This window comes from Paenibacillus tundrae (assembly GCF_030812775.1).
Classification (GTDB): domain Bacteria; phylum Bacillota; class Bacilli; order Paenibacillales; family Paenibacillaceae; genus Paenibacillus; species Paenibacillus tundrae_A.
In genome coordinates this window covers 49,050-66,298 of record NZ_JAUSTI010000010.1, presented here as the reverse complement: position 1 = coordinate 66,298, position 17,249 = coordinate 49,050, and the positions used below count along the sequence as shown (strand labels likewise).

Below are 17,249 nucleotides of genomic sequence, written 5' to 3'. Positions count from 1 at the left end.
ACTACGAAAGGAACTTGATGTTATTTGTTCGGATTCTGGTTGGTCTAACAGAATATCTCTTTCATCATACTACAACCATCTATTCCAATGTCTGTAAATTTACTAGGAAAATCGGATCATTTTTCTGTCAGAATTCGTCACAGCAAACCTTCTAATATAACAAATATCTAACATAATATCGGTGTCAGCCCTACTTAACCCATTACTTATGTCACATTTTATAACAAATTAATTGCCACACACAGGATGACTATGTATGATGAAATAACCACTTCCAATGTTTTCCTTAATCTTCCTTTTCAAGCTATAAACGTTGCAGAAAGGATGGGATGCACTGTTGATTGAATTCAAAGGGGTTCAGAAACACTTTGGCCATTTCCACGTTCTCAAGGATATCCATCTTCGGATTGAGGAGGGTGAGGTTGTCGTCATTATCGGGCCTTCTGGCTCAGGCAAAAGCACATTGCTCCGCTGTATTAATCGTCTAGAAACCATTTCTGGAGGTGAGCTCGTTGTTAGCGGGATTCCTTTACATCAGAAAAAGGTCGACATTAACCTCTTCCGCCGTGACATAGGCATGGTATTTCAACACTTCAATCTCTATCCCCACAAAAAAGTCATTGATAACATCACCCTGGCACCGATGAAGGTGCGCAAACAACCCAAAGAACATGCTGCCGCTACGGCTATGAAATATCTGACCCGTGTAGGCATTGCCGAGAAAGCAGACAGTTATCCATCACAGTTGTCGGGTGGACAACAACAGCGTGTTGCGATCGCCCGCGGTCTGGCGATGGAGCCCAAAATCATGCTGTTCGACGAACCCACCTCCGCATTGGATCCTGAAATGATCGGGGAAGTGCTTGATGTCATGCGTTCCCTTGCACACAACGGGATGACCATGGTTGTTGTCACCCACGAGATGGGCTTCGCCCGTGAAGTGGCTGATCGCGTTATTTTTATGGATGAAGGCCGCATTGTGGAGGAAGCTTCTGCTGCCTCATTCTTTGACAACCCTAGAGAGGAACGTGCCCAACAATTCCTGAGTCGTCTGATTCACCACTAATATCATTCCATTGGAAAAGGGGTCTTTAACAAATGAAGAACATATTGAAGTGGCCGTCACTCATGCTCGTATTGATTTTGGCGCTTGTCATCTCCGGTTGTAACACCGGTGGGGATTCATCATCTGGATCCGGTGGATCTGGTGACAACACCTCGGAAGCCAAAGGTACCATTGAACAGATTAAAAAACGGGGCAAACTCATTGCTGGCGTGAAATACGATACCAAGCTGTTTGGACTCAAAGACCCTGCAAGCGGTGAGGTCGAAGGCTTCGATATCGATATCGCGAAGGCACTCGCCAAACAAATTCTTGGAGATGAGACCAAGGTCGAGCTGAAAGAAGTTACCTCTAAGACACGTATTCCACTGCTGCAAAACGGCGACATTGACATCATTATTGCCACGATGACGATTACGGATGAACGCAAAGAGCAGGTTGATTTCAGTGATGTTTATTTTGAGGCAGGACAGTCCTTGCTTGTGAAAAACGACAGTGATATCACCGGGTTAGAGAGCCTCGGAGGTGTAAAGGTACTGGCCGTGAAGGGCTCCACCTCTGCTCAGAACATTCGCGAAAAGGCGCCTGATGCCGAAGTACTGGAATTCGATAACTATCAGGATGCCTTCACAGCGCTCAAAGCAGGCAAAGGTGAAGCATTAACAACGGATAACATCATCCTCATTGGTATGCAACAAACAGATAATAACTACAAGCTGGTCGGTGGCAATTTCACCAGTGAGCCTTATGGTATGGCAATTCGAAAAGGCGACTCTGCTTTTGTATCCGAAGTGAACAGCCTGCTCAAAAGCATGCAAGATAGCGGCGAGTATGACACTTTACATGAAAAATGGCTGGGCGCCAAGCCTGAGTAACTTCGATTAACTGATGGTTCAGCGGCGATGGTATGTGTGCTCCTCCCTGTAAGGATAGGCTGTCGTCGCCGCTCACATCTGAGGAACGGAGGTTTACCCTGAATGGGCAATTTGGACTTTAACGTTCTGATCCGGCATTCCGATCGTTTCCTGGAAGGATTTTGGAACACGATTCAAGTAAGCATTATGGCGTTGATTGGCAGCTTTATCCTTGGGACGATTATTGCAATATTCCGCATCTCTCCGATCAAACCATTGAACTGGATTGGAACAGCTTTTGTGGAGTTTATTCGTAATATTCCTTTACTGCTTGTCGTATTTTTCTTCTATCTGGGGCTGCCCGCCATTGGCATCTCATTAGATGGTTTCATCTCCGGCACGTTGGGTCTAACGATCTATACTGCGGCATTTATCGCCGAGGCCATAAGGGCGGGAATCCAGTCCGTACCACGAGGTCAGCTAGAGGCAGCGAGATCTTCCGGTTTATCTTACGTGCAAGCGATGAATCTAGTCATTCTGCCTCAAGCGATTAAAATTGTACTGCCGTCTATCGGCAACCAATTCATTAATCTGGTCAAAAATTCATCCATTCTTGCGGTCGTTGCAGGTATGGATTTGATGTATTTTGCCGATCTCATCAACTCGGATACCTTCCTACCTTTAAGTGTGTATACGATTGTCGCTCTCTTTTACCTGGCTCTGACGCTCCCCCTCAGCTTGCTCGTTCACTATATGGAGCGACGATTTGGACAAAGTGACGCTGATTCAACCCCCACTAAGGGAAAATCGAACAAGCCGAGGCCAACAGGTCAGGTCACCATGTGATCAGGTACTATCTCGAAAAGGAGGTCGATGAATTATGGACTTCAGCGGGGCCTATGCCTGGCCCAACCTTCGCTTTCTATTACAAGGATTTCTACTTACCCTGCAAGTCGCAGGGTTATCTATCGTATTTAGTTTTGCACTCGGCACAATTCTAGGGACGATTCGGTATACACGCATCCCGGTGTTATCCCAGATTGTCGCAGTCATCGTAGACACCATTCGTAATTTACCGTTATTGCTTATCATTTTCTTCATTCATATCGTATTGCCTCAATTGGGGATAAAGATGTCCGTATTCTGGTCTACCGTTGTCGGTCTGAGTTTGTTTGAAGGAGCTATGATTGCGGAGATTGTTCGCAGTGGTCTCAAGTCTATTGAACGTGGGCAGATTGAAGCCGCTCGCTCTTCTGGGCTAAGCTACATGCAGACACTCAGCGGTATTATTATGCCTCAGGCGTTACGACGTATGTCTCCGCCCATGGTCAGCCAGTTTATCTCACTACTCAAAGATACGTCGCTGGCAATCATCATCTCCCTGCCTGAACTGATGCACCATGTGCAGATTCTAGGGGGACAGAGCTTCGATTATATTATTCCTGCTCTCTTGCTGGCAGCCGTGCTGTACTTTGTTGTCAATTACGCCCTGTCCATTGTGGCCAAGCGGCTTGAAGCTCGGATGAATTAAGGAAAAAAATAGACATAACATGTGTACCTCCCGGTATGCCTGTTATGTTTATTTTAGTTGAAGAGACAACTTTCTAAGCGTTACAGTTGTTATAAGTATAGATCATTCAACAATGAAGTAGAGATGGCTTGAGCTGAGTTGGACTGAGTACATTGCCTTGGCGACCTCACATATCCGAACAATCTACAACTGTTAATCCCTCAGGTTCTTCCACTAATCCGGTAGCTCAATTCAATCAGTATGTTACAGATCATCAATTACCGGCACCAACCGTGACATTTAATACAATTCAAAAATCATTTTCCTCTAGAGAGGTTCTAGCCAGCTTTGCGGTGTTTACCTATGCTGACGATGGTCAACTCAAGAAGATCCACAGCGGTACGTTATCGTTCTCATTAACCCGTGATCTACTTCACTGGCAGATCCACTCCGTTGATATTATCAACGATATGCAACTAGCCAATAACGCTCCATAGTCATGCATTAGGATTAAGCGGTTAGAGATAGTTAAAGTTATACAAAAAACAGCCAATTACCTAGGTAATTGGCTGTCTGTTTAGAATATGTTTCTTGTACTTGAAACGATTGTATTCATTAATAAGTTCATCTAGTATCATGGACTGCTGCAGGACTTGGCCGTCTTGCATGCCCTGATTCTCCGCCATACGACATAACTTTTGCCTGCTCCATTCAATTTGGTCGCTGATCTTCTTACGCTCATTCACAGCATGCACCCCCTTTATTTCTACTATTATAGAATATATTGCTAAAAAATTTACAATGAAATCCTTTGCAAAACAAAATGTTTATTTGCATCTCAATACTTTCACAATCAAACCCTTTTCATCTACACTGCAGTATTGGCCTAAGCCTACAAGATATAGATATTCGAATCCTACTCCCTTCCATATATCGCATCCAGGAAAATATATCTCACATAAGGAAGGGATATAGATACATACATGCAATAGACCAGTTGTATTCAAGATCGGCCTATCATCCTACCTCTAAGATTAATAAGTTGGATGCCACCGCTGATACTCATTCCAAACTATTAATGGAGGTACAACAAGAAAAGGTTTTCGATCTATTCATTGAACTTTCATTAGAAATGCATCATCCGGATCTTCTCCCTCTACGTTCTGAATAAACTCAGCGTATGAACCACTAAAGGATATTCTGCCTTGATGCAGTAGATGGAGAGTACATTGAACCCTTTGAAAATCATGTAAATGATGGCTGGATAATAACACCGTACATTCCTTGTGTAATGCAAGTTTTTCGATTCTTTTTAATATGTACTGCCTCATCTCGGGATCAATGCCAGCCAACGGCTCATCAAAGATGTATAGTTTCCTCTTCATCAAGGTAATAGCCAAAATACACAGATACCTTCGTTCTCCAATAGATAATTGTCCAAACTCCATATTCCATACCCGTCTTACCATATCAATCTCAGACGCGCTCATATCATCATCAACATAAGGCTCATTCGTAACTCGAATACGGCTCGCATGATCGGAATATAGAAAGAAACGAAATACATCCTTTGATTTCAACGTAGGTGGAAACAATAAGCCTTGAAGCTGATAGATCATATCTTTCTCCTCAGGCACACCTCTAATTTCGGGAGGACGTTTAATGACATTGGTAATGAGGTCAAATAATGTTGTTTTGCCTGAACCATTCTTGCCAATAATCATGTTCACGGTACCTGCCCGGAATTCCACACTTAAACGATCCAAGTTCTGACGCGGTGACTTTCGGTAGGAAAAGCTTACATTGTCTATTGTAATCATACATCCTCCTGCTATGTCCGATGAGTTCTCGATATGACGTTTACAAGTTTAAGAGCAATCAATCCACAGATTACATAACATGCCGAGATTATACCAACAACCCCAATACTCTCGTGATCGAATGAATGACCCGTAAACCAATCTGCGAAGATAAACGTAATATTTCTCACATATTCAAGCGGATTCAATAGTACAAACAGGAAGCTATGCTCCGTAGAATATGCAAATCCTTTGGCAGATACAAAAAATAACACCAACAAACTCATACTAATCACTGCGTTCAACGACTCTTGTCTAATCGGGATCAGCATCAGAACCAATGATAGCAAAATAAGAATGATGGATCCAAGGATACAGCTCACAATGGCAGTGATCAGAAACGTCACGAGTTGTGCCGGGTCTAAGAACATTACACCTGTTACGAATGACACCAGAAAGATTGTAGCGATAATGAACAAAACTTGATTTAGAGCCTTGCCCCAAATAAACGGGTATTTACTTCCTGATATAAATTTAAACATTTTATAGAAGCCATTCTCTCGCAATGTAATTAAGTGGGTAGCCACGTCAATTGACATCACAAAGGTAATATATGAAATAAAGAAGCTCGTTTGAATGTAAAAATCAATTGTGGTGGGTCTAGAGTCAAACCAGGAATAGTTGAAAATAAGAAAAGCAACGAGCGGAAAAATTAAATACCACACAAAGGCTATTTTGTTGCTTAACATCATCTTTACAAAAAGCCTGAGATACTCATATGTTATTCTCATAGTACTCTCCAATTCACCATTTGCAATTGATAACAAATGTAATTTTAATCCTTATTTTTACAATGGTCAATTCAATTTTTCAAAAAATATTTAGTACCTGTGTAATAATTCTCAAGAATAGATTCCATTCGGAAAATACCAATAAAACGGGTTGCTTATGCAATCCGTTTGGTTTCTTTTCACTATGTCTCAGCATAAACCATTCTTGCTTGTTTATTTGATAGGTGAAACTCCAGAAACTCCTCCAGTTCATAAATAATGCTATAGCTATCTTGGCGCGTTGAATGATTGCGAATTAAAATGAATGAATTATCCATGATTCCTATAGGTTCCTTGAAGATTTCGGCTACCTGTACAGCCATCACATTCCATTTTCTCAACTTAATCTTATAAAACCACTCAGGCCCGTTATAGATAATCGCCCAGTCTTCTGGAAAATGCGTACTGTAACCCTCAATTTTAATAAGATCTGCTGTGTTAAGAAACAGTATATACTTTATTTTTTGATCTTTTGCATTGTCCCCCACTTGTTTAAAACTCTCTTTAAAAAAAGCTATTTTTTTTCGTTTACTGATTACGATAATACCCCAATTGATAACAGACAATATCATCATAATGAAGGAAGCTACTATCATACTTTTGCCCCCCTTTTGACTTCTTGAAATACTCGTATATTTTCGAATATCAATGTAATTAGCACCACAATAATAAAAACTAGAAATGCGCGTTGCCATTCAAACACGTATGGGTGATGAACAAAAGGACTGACCAATAAAATTAAGATAAATATGATATTTCGCTGTATTGGGAAACTGCTAAGTAGATGATTCTTACCATAACAGGAGCATTCCTTGGAGAAGCCATCTTTTCTGATGGTCAATAGTGTAAGTACTATCAAAAATATTATACCGATGAGCTCCTTATAAAATCCAATTTGAATTGGTAATAAGAAAAGAGTGGATAGACCCAATTCTGCACACAAAATGAGAAGAGGTAACACACTTAAATGACTTAGATTCATGATTCTGTAGGCTCTTACTTCATACTTGAAATTTTCAAACGATATAACCTTAGCAACGAATGAGGAAAAGAAAATAAAGACCACAATGATATCTAAGACGAATCTAATCATGAAAGATCCTCCCTCTTAACCAGCCATTTCAACCAGGTTGATGTTAATTGGATATCTTGACTTCAATTCACCATCCACAATACATTCAATGTATATATTTTCATTTTGCTCAACTAACACCTTAAAATCGAAATATTGATCCACACCAGGAACCATGTAATCCTCACGATAGTTCCTATGAACCTGGAGCAACGTGTTACCCATTACTTCTGCATTGGAATTGACAATTTTCAGCTCCGTTTGCACAGTATCTAATTCCGGAAGGCCTGCAATTTTTATAAGACACGAGAATTTGATAACAAAAGGATACGTAGGAACCGCAAGTTTGTTTACAATTCGTCCTAAAATAAACTGATTATCTCTCACATCAATCTTGTCACATATGAGCATATTCACCCACATACCCATTCCTCCTAAGCAAAAAGAGGGTGAATTCATATCCCCCTCTTTTGCAAATATTAGATTAATTACAGCAGCCCGCTCTGATTGTGCAGATCGACTCTGTCGTTGTACCATTGCTTTGTCTGCAAAATTGTTTCTTGTCTGCATACAATATTTTGGTATAGATAGTAGAGCCAGATTGACAACTTCCTGTAGTGCAGTAGGTTTGCAGATCAACCAGACCTGCATTTGTTCCGCTAGAACATCCACATGCCATTGTTTTTCACCTCCTTTCATGACTAAACCATTGTCTAATCATTTGATATGAGCTTCATACATTCGAAGAACGTCTTCCTTAGTATAGACTACCGTAGAAGAGTGAATAATTCTGTCTGCGTCAACAATGATCATATAAGGCTGCATTGTTACATCAAAATGTTTATGCATTTCCAATCTCTCCATCTCAATTAATGGGAAATCCCACTGGAAGTATTCCACCATTTCCTTATGGTCTTCCTGTGAGCCAGAAGACAATAAAACAATATCAACATTCGGGTATCTGTCTTTAATTTCATTAAGACAAGGAATTAGATCGATACAGTAAACACAATGAAGGGTTATGAAGAAATAAGCAGTAAATCTTTGCGGTACAATTCTCAGCTCTGTTCCATCCCAGTTCGAAAACACTTCTTCCCGCAAATGTTCTTTAAGCTTGTTATTTGTATCAGACAGCATAGTTAGGTTGAGCCTCCTCTTCATACCATTCTTTTTGTGTCTTCCACATCATGTAGTAGGATTTCTTTAGGCGCATTAACTCTTCATGCGTTCCAATTTCAGCAATCCCCCCATTTTCCATGACTATAATTTGGTCAGCATGTCTTGCTATTCCTACCCTGTGGGATATAATAATCGAGGTAGTCGATTTACAGAGTTCTAGAATATCCTTGAATATCAGATATTCTGTCATGGGGTCGAGCGCAGCCGTTGGTTCATCAAAAATAATGAGTTCCGCGTCTTCTTTAGCATAGAATCTAGACAAAGCCACACGCTGCCACTGACCACCTGAGAGATTAATCGCATCGGGATCAATGTAACCTAATTTGGTATCCAGCCCATTTGTAAACTTGTCATAAATGCCTAATCTCTTAAAAATGGCAATCAAGTTTGGGTCATTGTTATACATATTTTGAATATCACCCATGCCGACATTTTCCCTCAAATTCATGTGATACTTCATAAAATCTTGAAACACAACGACCGTACGCTGTCTGTATTCATCCATATCCAATTCACTAACTGGAATTTCATCGAAGAAAATATGTTCTCGATTAGCTTCATATAATCCAAGAAGAAGTTTGATTAAGGTCGATTTACCTGATCCATTTTCTCCTAATATAGCTACAGTTTCGCCTCTTTTGATGTCTAGACTAAGATTATCTACTGCATTCTCCGCAGTGTTAGGATAGCGAAATGAGAGATTTCTTACTGATAGGCTATCTTGAAAAACAAAAGGTTTACCTTGTTTGTTCTCCGCTGACATGATCTCCACTTTCGTTTGTTCTTTACTCACTTCTTCAGCACGATTCATATAACGATAGTTCTCAATTAGACGAGAAGCATCTTGCATTAACAAGGAAATATTTATAATAGTAACTGATACAGCCATTGTAACCGCTACATAGTCACCGATTGTCATCGTGTTATTTCTGATCTGCGAAGCAACCATAAACATAATCAGTGCTGTACTGATTACAGTAAACATTTCACTGCGCAGATTAGTAATAATGTTTAACTTTTCTAGCGATACTTTATGTTTGTCTATATACTCTTTTTCTTCTCTCCATTTTGCTTTCAAAAAGGAGTAACTATTATATGCGGAAATTTCCTTCTGGGCTTCAGCTCCCGTTATTAAATTGAAATAATATTGATACTTTACTGAACCAGACTCTATGTTTTCGTTTATCTCAGTTCGTTTACTCACACTTCTGTAATACAGTACTCCTTTGAGCACTCCAACACCTACTGCAATAATGGCAAATACAACTAATGTTGACCCCAGGAAGTGCACACCTAGCAACAATGTAATAACTCTCAACAACAGTTGGTTGCACAGCAGGAACATCTCATATGTTCTCCCTGATGCAAATCTTAGGAAGGAAAAATTGGCGTTAAACGCTGGATTTTCCTTACTCATTAAGTCCATTTTAGAAATTTTATTAATTAACGCTTCGTCCGTATAATTGCTGTATGCAATCTGCAACCTATTATTTCTTGAGGATGATATTGCTTGTAAGTATAGATTTAATAGCTGTATCCCTAATAAAATGAGAATGTTAATAACAAAATAAGAGTTGTTTTTTTCGAAAATTTGATCAACTACTTGTTTCGAGATGATAATACTTAAATAGGATTCAAAAGCTCCGTATACTACAATAGCGATAATAATCATAGAAGATATGGGGTCAAATCGAATCAACTTCAAAAACGCTTCAAGCGTGACTCTTGTTATTTCACGAGATGATTTCATCATTTTCGGTTGGCTAACAACCGCGTAAGCGGTGATAATAGGTTCTCGATATGCTCCTCATGATTACAGACACCAGCCGTTATTACTTGTCCAACGTTGTTAACTACCAGTTGAAATGGAGCAACTTTAACTAGAAGCTCTTTTTCTATTTTGGCCAAATCACAGTAGTAATATTGAACCTTCTTTTCAACAAAGTACGCTTCCTCTTCACGAGTCGGCCCCTCATAAAAAACTGCAAAATCTAGTTCAGGATAATGTTCTATCGTTCTTTTGATCGGGTTAATATCACAGGCCTCACAGCCACCACTTAGAAAAAAGAGTACACTCCCGAGACTTGATTCATAAATCCAAGACAAGTCTACTGAAGCTTGATTCTGAAAAAGCTGAACTTTCTTAGGGATGTACTCTCCTACTTCATATGCGGTAGTTGAACTTTTCAAGAACCTTCTGTGGTCACTCATCCTTTAGCATCTCCTCACGATAGATATTACTCCCCTGACTAACGATTTCTTTGTATATCTGCTCTGTGCTCTTCTCATCTTTCACACCAGCGTCCAAAACAGATTTCAGCATTCCACCAAACTTCTCTTGAAAACCTTGGGATAGATCATCGTAATATCCTCTTCTTGTATCGACTTTTTTCTGAATTACATGGTTGATCTCCACTCCGCTATAACTTCCTAATTTAGAGTTAAGGGTCGGTAAGCTCCCTATATAATCCTGCGTTTGAAGATGATCTGCCGATTCTTCGCTCATTAAATACGCGATAATCTTCCACACATCTTCCTTGTTAGCTGATTCCTTGTTTATCGAAAGCACATGATTAAATTGCAAGCCTGAGCTCAGCTCCGTATGTAGAGGATCACTCGGATAGCTTACCACTCCCCATGAAAAAGAATTTTGTTGTTGCAGCTTAGGAATCATACTTATATTGGAGGACAACATCGCAGACTTTCCTTCTAAAAAATGTTCTCCCGTGCCCTCAATTAAACTGCCTTGCTTCTGTAAGTTCACCGCTAGCTCAATCATTTTGAGCCAATCCTTCTCATTAAAGATAAGCTCTTGATTTTGGTCATCCAGCAACCTTATTTTATTTGTGGCAAGAATTGTCATCACTACATTTTGGGATGTAGCTTCTCCGCCCTCAAATCCGTACCTGTCACCATCAGCAAATCGATTAGACAAGGATAATAATTGTTCCCAACTCATTTGATCTGTCGGGTAATCGACCTGTATGGAGTCAAATAAATCTTTGTTGTAAAAAATCCCCGAAACCACAACCTGGGGTGCAAGACCCAACAGTTCTCCCGATTCGTTCGAAAGGACTTCTTTCATTTGATCATAGTAATCATCAAGTTGTATTTCTTTCGTTGAATTTTGCAAATACGGGTTCATAATTTCAATTCGATCTGTTTCACGCCAACTGCGGAATGTAGGCAGATACGAAATAATTAGATCCGCATGACTATCTTCGAAAAAACGTTCGTCCTCATATAAACTATCGTTGTTTGATGAGATCACATTAAAAGTCACGCCCGGAAACTTACTCATGATATGATTGCCATAGTATTGATAGAATGACTCCTCACTCTGAGGAGTCAGAACGGTAAGTTCCTTATTCGTTATAGGTTCAATTTTTTCTTTGGTAGATTCACCAAACAAGCCACAACCTGTTAACAGACTGAGTAATAAGGCAATCGAGAACCAAGCTAATATGTTATTTTTGTGCTTCTTTATATAATACATGCGTTAAATCCTCCTGCATTTTATCAATAATGGAATGGAGTGAATCCAGATTTTTTATTGCATCTTGTATGCCATCATTTATAATTCGATCTGTCTTCTGCTTCAATTCTATATGCAAAGGTACTCGCTCCATCAGAGTACTGACCGAAGGCTTTAACGTATAGAATACATCTTGTTCTGTTCCCGGCTTTAGCTGCCTTATAGGCGTGGTGAATTTATCCATACTTGAGTTAGAACGCATCTCCGTAGTTCTTTTATTGTTCAACTGCTTCCATACTTCAGTGGCCGTAGCCAAGTCTTGAGAATTATTGCTTATTCCGCTCATGATTGGGTATGTTATCGTTGTACTGACATCAGGATTCTCCGTACCCACAGGTTCCGTTACAACACCCCAATTAATCTTCGGATTCACGCTCTGAACTTGCTTCATAAAATAAGGCGTTTCCAAGATCATCGCAACTTTCCCCTGACTGAACAGGTCGATTGGAATACCTCCCTCGATACTTATACCTCCACTTGAATATGCTGTGACTGCATTAGTTATCAAGTCTTTCCAAAATTCAGTTCCAACGTGAGCCTCTTGCTGTGAAGCGTCATACCATCTTCGATTATCTGCCTTTCCCATCTCAATTAACAAATCAGCGTAATCATAATATGGTGTGTACAGACCTTGGAGGTCGGAATCACCAGAGAAACGCTGGGTCAGCAATAGCAACTCACGCCATGTCATTCGGTCAGCAGGCTCTGGAATACCATACTTTGAAAATACATCTTTATTATAGAATAATGCCTGGGATACCATGGATTGAGGGTACGCATAAATACTACCGCCCCCCATCTCATTGAGCGTAGTTAATACATACTCATTAATCCCTGCAGTAAAGTCTTCATCTGTAGAAAAGATATTGAGATCCTTCAGCATATTCTCGTTCTGCAGCTCCATATAAGCTTCCGATGGAAAAAATAAAATATCTGGACTTTCTGTTTTTATCAAGTCTATGTAGCCCTTAACGTTCCAATCGAGGTCACCTGTAGGAGTATATTTCATCGCATCCCAAACCCCCTCTCCCATGACACCCTTGTACTCTATAATTTCTATGTTGGTATCGCTAAATTGTGCGTCTATTACACTCCCATAATCTCGTTTGAAATCCACATACGAACTATACAAAATTTTTATATTTTTAGTTTCTGTTGCTTCAGGATGACTACAAGATGTTGTGATCAACAGAATTGCAATCCATACTATCAGACACTTCTTCATCCTACTTTTCCTCCTAGTGTATCCTCCAAAAATGTTAATATGATTAAAATTTTATATTTTAACTTTATGAGTAATTATTGTATTATTTGTTTTTATTTGAATATATTTGGTTAACAAGACTATAATTCTTTTTGCGTTACTCTGATAAATGGTTTTTTCGGAAAACTTTGGACTATGTTTCATTTGAATAAGTTTTGGGTAAATAAACAAAAACAACCCACATGAGTGAAGCGGGTTGTTACAGTGTGTCTTCTTCACAACATATATTTTGCTTTTAATATAAGCTTGTATTTTCTTCTGGTTTCTTCAGAAGCAAATGCTCTATATTCACCGAACAAGCTCACACATTTTATTAAAACCGAATCATTATTAATATAATCCGAGAGTTCTATACTTCGTATTAGTGCATCCATACCCGCTTCATAATTGCTCCTACTCAGATGATATAACGCCATTTCATATAAAAATTTTACTAGGATGGTTCCCCAACTTTGTGTCGTATATTCCCGATTGGAACCAATATGAATATGATCGAGCTTAGTCTTATACTTATCTAATACAAAGTTAACATCCATCCGGAATCGGTTCGCTGTCTGCACGATATTGTACAGTGCAACAACCAATTCTTCGTCCTCTCCCTCAACATGATTTATGTAATCCTGTAAAACTTCATTTTGTCCCATCATTAATTTAAATAGATAGGTATTCATTTCACCCCATTTTCTAAATTTTTCTATATATAACATATCTTCTTCTGTTGGATTATCTACTGATAATTGATAATAAGTTTGCGTGCACTTTAACGCCTCTTCATATTGGCTTGCTCTAGAGTAACACGAGGCTCTCATCAACAAAGAATACCCTGTGTACACAAAGATCGGATATGTTGTTTTCCTATTAAGGTTACTAAATCGCTGCCCTTGTAAGACTGTAGATAACTTCTCCAATTTCACCGTTAATGGATACAACCTTTCAAAATCATGGATTGCTAAGTATAGGTTACCCAAGTCCTTCAGAGCATCCAGTTGATACTCCTCCTCCAACCGATCTACAAATGGCTCAAATCGAGTGGCTGCGCGCGCAGAAGCTTTTTGATCACATACACAGCTAAGCAGGAAAATCCGATACTGACAAAGAGCCAATCGCTCAGAGTGTTGATATTTTTCACATTCTGCAACACATTCATACAGAATAAGTGAAGCTGATTTCATTCCATTGTCATACATGTTCTCGGCAACTTTAAACAGTCCAGAAGTATATGAGCGATCTTCAGTCACTTGGATAACCACTTTCTCAATACAGTCCAGCTTATCAAGCTCCGCACAGCGATAAAGGAAAGGCTCCAACCTTCGCCAATCTGGTGCCGCTTTCATAAAAAACTCTATAGTATACATCTCATAGAAGTATCCCTTCTCAAGACCCATACCCGAAGTGATCAGATCAAGTTGATTCACAGCTATTGGCCTCGATCCGTTGATTATTGCGCTGATTGTACCCACGTTAACCCCGCAAACTTTAGCAAACTCTTGAAGCTTATACCCGTGTTGCTTAATAAAACCTTCTATATGTGAGCGTATCGTAGATGTAAGTAACACTCTCCTCACCCCCATAATATTGTGGAGTCCATTAAACAATTCAATAAATGTAATATTAATCCTGTATCTTATAACAGTCAATGCATATAAAGTTACACCATTATTCATATATTGAGAGCTTCCCTGTCTTAACACAAATTCTTGAGACTATTGTTCAAACCCCAAATCTAACTTCCACACTGGTGTCGCCTTACCTAATTACGCTATATTAAACATCGAGAAACAGTGCAGTCCTGAATCGGACTGCACTGTTTCAGTAAACTCTATTTCACTATTTATTGCATAACCTACCGATTACAAATCGCCTGTCCCATGAATAAATGCGGTCGTGTAGGTGTGTACTGTATCAACTGCTGAAAATAAGCTTCCGTTGATGATAATAAAACTAAGCAAGATTATATAAAGGATATTCTTTCTTTTCATAACTATTCTGAACCTCCATTAATAAGGATTTGTATTGATTCTGAATTTCATCTGTTGCTTTATTTCTGTATTTCTCATATAGAGCCACACAATGGATAATATCTGATTGATTATTTATTTCGATAGCAGACTTGAGACAATTCATTATTTGCCTTAAACCTTTTTCATGTCTACCACGTGTAAGATGATATATCGCTAGTTCAACCAAAAAGGTTGTATAAAGGTCGGATTTAACCTGTTTGCTGTATCCTTGCGTTAGCGTTTCAACCGAGTTGATTTGAAAATCAAATTTTAGAAGAATATGATCAATATTCATGCCATATTTGTTGGCCGCCTCCATAATGCTAACTAATGCAGGCAACAATTCTGCTTGGTTTTTCTCAATAAATTCAACATAGGTTGGCAGTACACTCTGATCCCCCATTAGTAACCGATAAAGATAAGTGTTCGCCTCTTCCCAACTTTTAAATTTATGAATGTATTCAAGTGCTTCGTCATCAGGTTCTGCATCCTTCACGGTCTCAGCAAAGGACTTGGTATACCGTAAAGCCTCCTCGTACTTCCCCATTCTCTCGGAAGCGGTTGCCTTTAGCAGATTAGAATACGCCTTGTATACAAATAATGGATACACTGTTACACGGTTGAGTTTGTCTTCATTTTTCTTTTTATACGATTGCAGGAATTCTGTCTTACGTTCCAATTCTTCCGCGTGTATAAATAACTTTTCCCAATATCGGAGCGCAGAATATGTATTCGCCAGATCCTTAATGGCGTCAAGTTGTCGCTCCTCATCCAGCCGATTAATATACGGTTCGAACAGCACGGCAGCTCTCAGATTTTGATTCTGATCCTGACTCAGCGAGAGGGTGAAAATGCGGTAGTGACATAGCGCAAGTCGTTCCGAATGCTGGTACTTCTCACATTCAGCGACACATTCATACAACATCAGCGCGGCTTGATTCTGCTCTCGTTCGAACATACCCTCAGCCATCTCGAATAATTCCGAGATATATGACCGATCATCTGTCACCTGCTGTATGACCCTATGAATGCAATCCAGCTTGTCCAATTCAGCACAACGTTGCAAAAATGGCTCCAGTCTTCTCCAGTGTGGGGAAGATTCCACGAAGCATTCTGCTCCATATAGTTCGTAGAAGTGGCCTGGCTCCAGATTCATACCTTGCGTAATGAGATCCAGTTGAGCCATTGCGATGGGTCTTGTGCCTTTGATTATTGCACTAAGTGTTCCAGCATTTACACCCGATAAATCGGCAAAATACTGCAGCGTATACCCCTGTTTCCTGATGTGATCCTCAATATAGGATCGTATCGTAGTTGTAGGTTCCAATACATCCCACCTCCACAATAATAAATCCAAAAATTTGAATTTATATGATATACACAATTTTAATCCTAATTTTTACATTGGTCAATAAAAACCGTGGCAATTCGATATCCATGTCAACTTATTTTTGTATGCCGTCGAATAATGAAGTTACTACACGCTTAACGTAACCATCCTCTATTGGTTCACCAGAAACTAACATACGGTAAAAAATAGCGCCATAGACCAAGTCGATGCATAACGCAATATCACAGTCCGATTTCAGTTCTCCGCGCTCCACACCCTTTTCAATAATCCCCCATGCCTCGCGTCGTCTTGGCTGAATGTAACGAGTCTGGTATTCCACCGCAAGTGCTGGATCGGACTGGCCTTCACCAATAATCTCTGTAATCACTTTCCCCTCACGGCTGGTCAGAAACCGAGCCAGATTCGACGCATGAAGCTCTATGTCTTCAAATACAGAGCCTGTATCGGGGACAGGTAGCCTTGCTGTTGCTTCATGCATGTATCCATCCATGATGACCGCACCTTTATTAGGCCACCACTTATATATCGTTGCTTTACTAACCTGTGCTCGCTCTGCAATTTTTTCAATCGTAACCGATGCAAATCCATTCTCCAAAAGCAGTTCATATGCTGCCGTCAAAATTGCATTTTGTGTCTCGACATTACGAGGCCGCCCTCTCTTGCCAGTCATCTTGGTTTCCTCCTCGGTGCAACATCTATGTGTCCACGATACATCATACTAAAATCCCAGTTCATTGAAAAATACCTATTTACAATACTAAACGTTTAGTATATATTTATCAACAATAAGTG

General features: G+C 39.7%; 19 protein-coding genes. 5 read left to right on the top strand and 14 right to left on the bottom strand.

Annotated features, from left to right (window positions below; translation table 11 throughout):
- Positions 1 to 313: 313 nt before the first annotated feature.
- The 5 genes from J2T19_RS18300 (at position 314) to J2T19_RS18280 (ending at position 3,924) form a co-directional block, all read left to right on the top strand.
- Complete coding sequence (locus J2T19_RS18300; RefSeq protein ID WP_307218203.1) at positions 314 to 1,066, top strand: amino acid ABC transporter ATP-binding protein; 753 nt, start codon at positions 314 to 316, stop codon at positions 1,064 to 1,066.
- Positions 1,067 to 1,098: 32 nt separating this feature from the next.
- On the top strand, positions 1,099 to 1,938 hold the full coding sequence (locus J2T19_RS18295; protein WP_307218201.1) for a transporter substrate-binding domain-containing protein: 840 nt from the start codon (positions 1,099 to 1,101) through the stop codon (positions 1,936 to 1,938).
- A gap of 102 nt (positions 1,939 to 2,040) precedes the next feature.
- Positions 2,041 to 2,763 (top strand): amino acid ABC transporter permease, encoded by a 723-nt coding sequence (locus tag J2T19_RS18290; RefSeq protein WP_307218199.1) that lies wholly within the window; start codon positions 2,041 to 2,043, stop codon positions 2,761 to 2,763.
- 34 nt (positions 2,764 to 2,797) lie between these two features.
- Positions 2,798 to 3,448 (top strand): amino acid ABC transporter permease, encoded by a 651-nt coding sequence (locus tag J2T19_RS18285; RefSeq protein ID WP_307218197.1) that lies wholly within the window; start codon positions 2,798 to 2,800, stop codon positions 3,446 to 3,448.
- A gap of 152 nt (positions 3,449 to 3,600) precedes the next feature.
- On the top strand, positions 3,601 to 3,924 hold the full coding sequence (locus tag J2T19_RS18280) for a hypothetical protein (RefSeq protein ID WP_307218195.1): 324 nt from the start codon (positions 3,601 to 3,603) through the stop codon (positions 3,922 to 3,924).
- 60 nt (positions 3,925 to 3,984) lie between these two features.
- Here J2T19_RS18280 and J2T19_RS18275 read toward each other — a convergent pair whose 3' ends face one another.
- The 14 genes from J2T19_RS18275 to J2T19_RS18215 all read right to left on the bottom strand — a co-directional run bounded on the left by J2T19_RS18275 (position 3,985) and on the right by J2T19_RS18215 (position 17,127).
- The gene (locus J2T19_RS18275; RefSeq protein ID WP_239292946.1) at positions 3,985 to 4,173 is read right to left on the bottom strand and encodes an aspartyl-phosphate phosphatase Spo0E family protein; all 189 of its coding nucleotides are present in this window, start codon (positions 4,171 to 4,173) and stop codon (positions 3,985 to 3,987) included.
- Between the two features lie 366 nt (positions 4,174 to 4,539).
- A complete protein-coding gene (locus tag J2T19_RS18270; protein ID WP_307218193.1) occupies positions 4,540 to 5,247 on the bottom strand; it encodes an ATP-binding cassette domain-containing protein in 708 nt (235 codons plus the stop codon).
- A gap of 11 nt (positions 5,248 to 5,258) precedes the next feature.
- A complete protein-coding gene (locus J2T19_RS18265; RefSeq protein WP_307218191.1) occupies positions 5,259 to 5,828 on the bottom strand; it encodes a hypothetical protein in 570 nt (189 codons plus the stop codon).
- 371 nt (positions 5,829 to 6,199) lie between these two features.
- Complete coding sequence (locus J2T19_RS18260) at positions 6,200 to 6,751, bottom strand: hypothetical protein (RefSeq protein WP_307218189.1); 552 nt, start codon at positions 6,749 to 6,751, stop codon at positions 6,200 to 6,202.
- On the bottom strand, positions 6,649 to 7,149 hold the full coding sequence (locus tag J2T19_RS28170) for a MauE/DoxX family redox-associated membrane protein (RefSeq protein ID WP_370874897.1): 501 nt from the start codon (positions 7,147 to 7,149) through the stop codon (positions 6,649 to 6,651). Before J2T19_RS28170 ends, J2T19_RS18260 begins: the two co-directional genes overlap by 103 nt.
- A 15-nt stretch (positions 7,150 to 7,164) precedes the next feature.
- Positions 7,165 to 7,827, bottom strand: a complete 663-nt coding sequence (locus J2T19_RS18255) for a hypothetical protein (protein ID WP_307218187.1) — start codon at positions 7,825 to 7,827, stop codon at positions 7,165 to 7,167.
- 18 nt (positions 7,828 to 7,845) lie between these two features.
- Positions 7,846 to 8,265, bottom strand: a complete 420-nt coding sequence (locus J2T19_RS18250) for a peroxiredoxin family protein (protein WP_307218185.1) — start codon at positions 8,263 to 8,265, stop codon at positions 7,846 to 7,848.
- Positions 8,255 to 10,057 carry an ABC transporter ATP-binding protein gene (locus J2T19_RS18245; RefSeq protein ID WP_307218183.1) on the bottom strand — a complete coding sequence of 601 codons (1,803 nt, stop codon included), beginning with the start codon at positions 10,055 to 10,057 and terminating at the stop codon, positions 8,255 to 8,257. Before J2T19_RS18245 ends, J2T19_RS18250 begins: the two co-directional genes overlap by 11 nt.
- Positions 10,057 to 10,518: a hypothetical protein gene (locus J2T19_RS18240; RefSeq protein WP_307218181.1), complete on the bottom strand. Its 462-nt coding sequence runs from the start codon at positions 10,516 to 10,518 to the stop codon at positions 10,057 to 10,059. Before J2T19_RS18240 ends, J2T19_RS18245 begins: the two co-directional genes overlap by 1 nt.
- Complete coding sequence (locus J2T19_RS18235) at positions 10,511 to 11,803, bottom strand: ABC transporter substrate-binding protein (RefSeq protein WP_307218179.1); 1,293 nt, start codon at positions 11,801 to 11,803, stop codon at positions 10,511 to 10,513. Before J2T19_RS18235 ends, J2T19_RS18240 begins: the two co-directional genes overlap by 8 nt.
- Positions 11,775 to 12,851: an ABC transporter substrate-binding protein gene (locus J2T19_RS18230; protein WP_307218177.1), complete on the bottom strand. Its 1,077-nt coding sequence runs from the start codon at positions 12,849 to 12,851 to the stop codon at positions 11,775 to 11,777. The genes J2T19_RS18235 and J2T19_RS18230 overlap by 29 nt, the downstream gene beginning before the upstream one ends.
- Positions 12,852 to 13,321: 470 nt before the next feature.
- Positions 13,322 to 14,770, bottom strand: a complete 1,449-nt coding sequence (locus J2T19_RS18225; protein WP_307218175.1) for a helix-turn-helix domain-containing protein — start codon at positions 14,768 to 14,770, stop codon at positions 13,322 to 13,324.
- A gap of 277 nt (positions 14,771 to 15,047) precedes the next feature.
- Positions 15,048 to 16,433: a helix-turn-helix domain-containing protein gene (locus J2T19_RS18220; protein WP_239292935.1), complete on the bottom strand. Its 1,386-nt coding sequence runs from the start codon at positions 16,431 to 16,433 to the stop codon at positions 15,048 to 15,050.
- Positions 16,434 to 16,551: 118 nt separating this feature from the next.
- Positions 16,552 to 17,127: a TetR/AcrR family transcriptional regulator gene (locus tag J2T19_RS18215; protein WP_307218171.1), complete on the bottom strand. Its 576-nt coding sequence runs from the start codon at positions 17,125 to 17,127 to the stop codon at positions 16,552 to 16,554.
- Between the last annotated feature and the right edge of the window lie 122 nt (positions 17,128 to 17,249).

Bases quoted from the DNA above. Each gene is read 5' to 3' on its own strand.
- J2T19_RS18295 (WP_307218201.1), top strand. From the start codon at position 1,099: ATGAAGAACATATTGAAGTGGCCGTCACTCATGCTCGTATTGATTTTG.
- J2T19_RS18290 (WP_307218199.1), top strand. From the start codon at position 2,041: ATGGGCAATTTGGACTTTAACGTTCTGATCCGGCATTCCGATCGTTTC.
- J2T19_RS18285 (WP_307218197.1), top strand. From the start codon at position 2,798: ATGGACTTCAGCGGGGCCTATGCCTGGCCCAACCTTCGCTTTCTATTA.
- J2T19_RS18270 (WP_307218193.1), bottom strand. From the start codon at position 5,247: ATGATTACAATAGACAATGTAAGCTTTTCCTACCGAAAGTCACCGCGT.
- J2T19_RS18260 (WP_307218189.1), bottom strand. From the start codon at position 6,751: ATGGCAACGCGCATTTCTAGTTTTTATTATTGTGGTGCTAATTACATT.
- J2T19_RS28170 (WP_370874897.1), bottom strand. From the start codon at position 7,149: ATGATTAGATTCGTCTTAGATATCATTGTGGTCTTTATTTTCTTTTCC.
- J2T19_RS18255 (WP_307218187.1), bottom strand. From the start codon at position 7,827: ATGAAAGGAGGTGAAAAACAATGGCATGTGGATGTTCTAGCGGAACAA.
- J2T19_RS18250 (WP_307218185.1), bottom strand. From the start codon at position 8,265: ATGCTGTCTGATACAAATAACAAGCTTAAAGAACATTTGCGGGAAGAA.
- J2T19_RS18245 (WP_307218183.1), bottom strand. From the start codon at position 10,057: ATGAAATCATCTCGTGAAATAACAAGAGTCACGCTTGAAGCGTTTTTG.
- J2T19_RS18240 (WP_307218181.1), bottom strand. From the start codon at position 10,518: ATGAGTGACCACAGAAGGTTCTTGAAAAGTTCAACTACCGCATATGAA.
- J2T19_RS18235 (WP_307218179.1), bottom strand. From the start codon at position 11,803: ATGTATTATATAAAGAAGCACAAAAATAACATATTAGCTTGGTTCTCG.
- J2T19_RS18230 (WP_307218177.1), bottom strand. From the start codon at position 12,851: ATGAAATATACTCCTACAGGTGACCTCGATTGGAACGTTAAGGGCTAC.
- J2T19_RS18225 (WP_307218175.1), bottom strand. From the start codon at position 14,770: ATGAATAATGGTGTAACTTTATATGCATTGACTGTTATAAGATACAGG.
- J2T19_RS18215 (WP_307218171.1), bottom strand. From the start codon at position 17,127: ATGACTGGCAAGAGAGGGCGGCCTCGTAATGTCGAGACACAAAATGCA.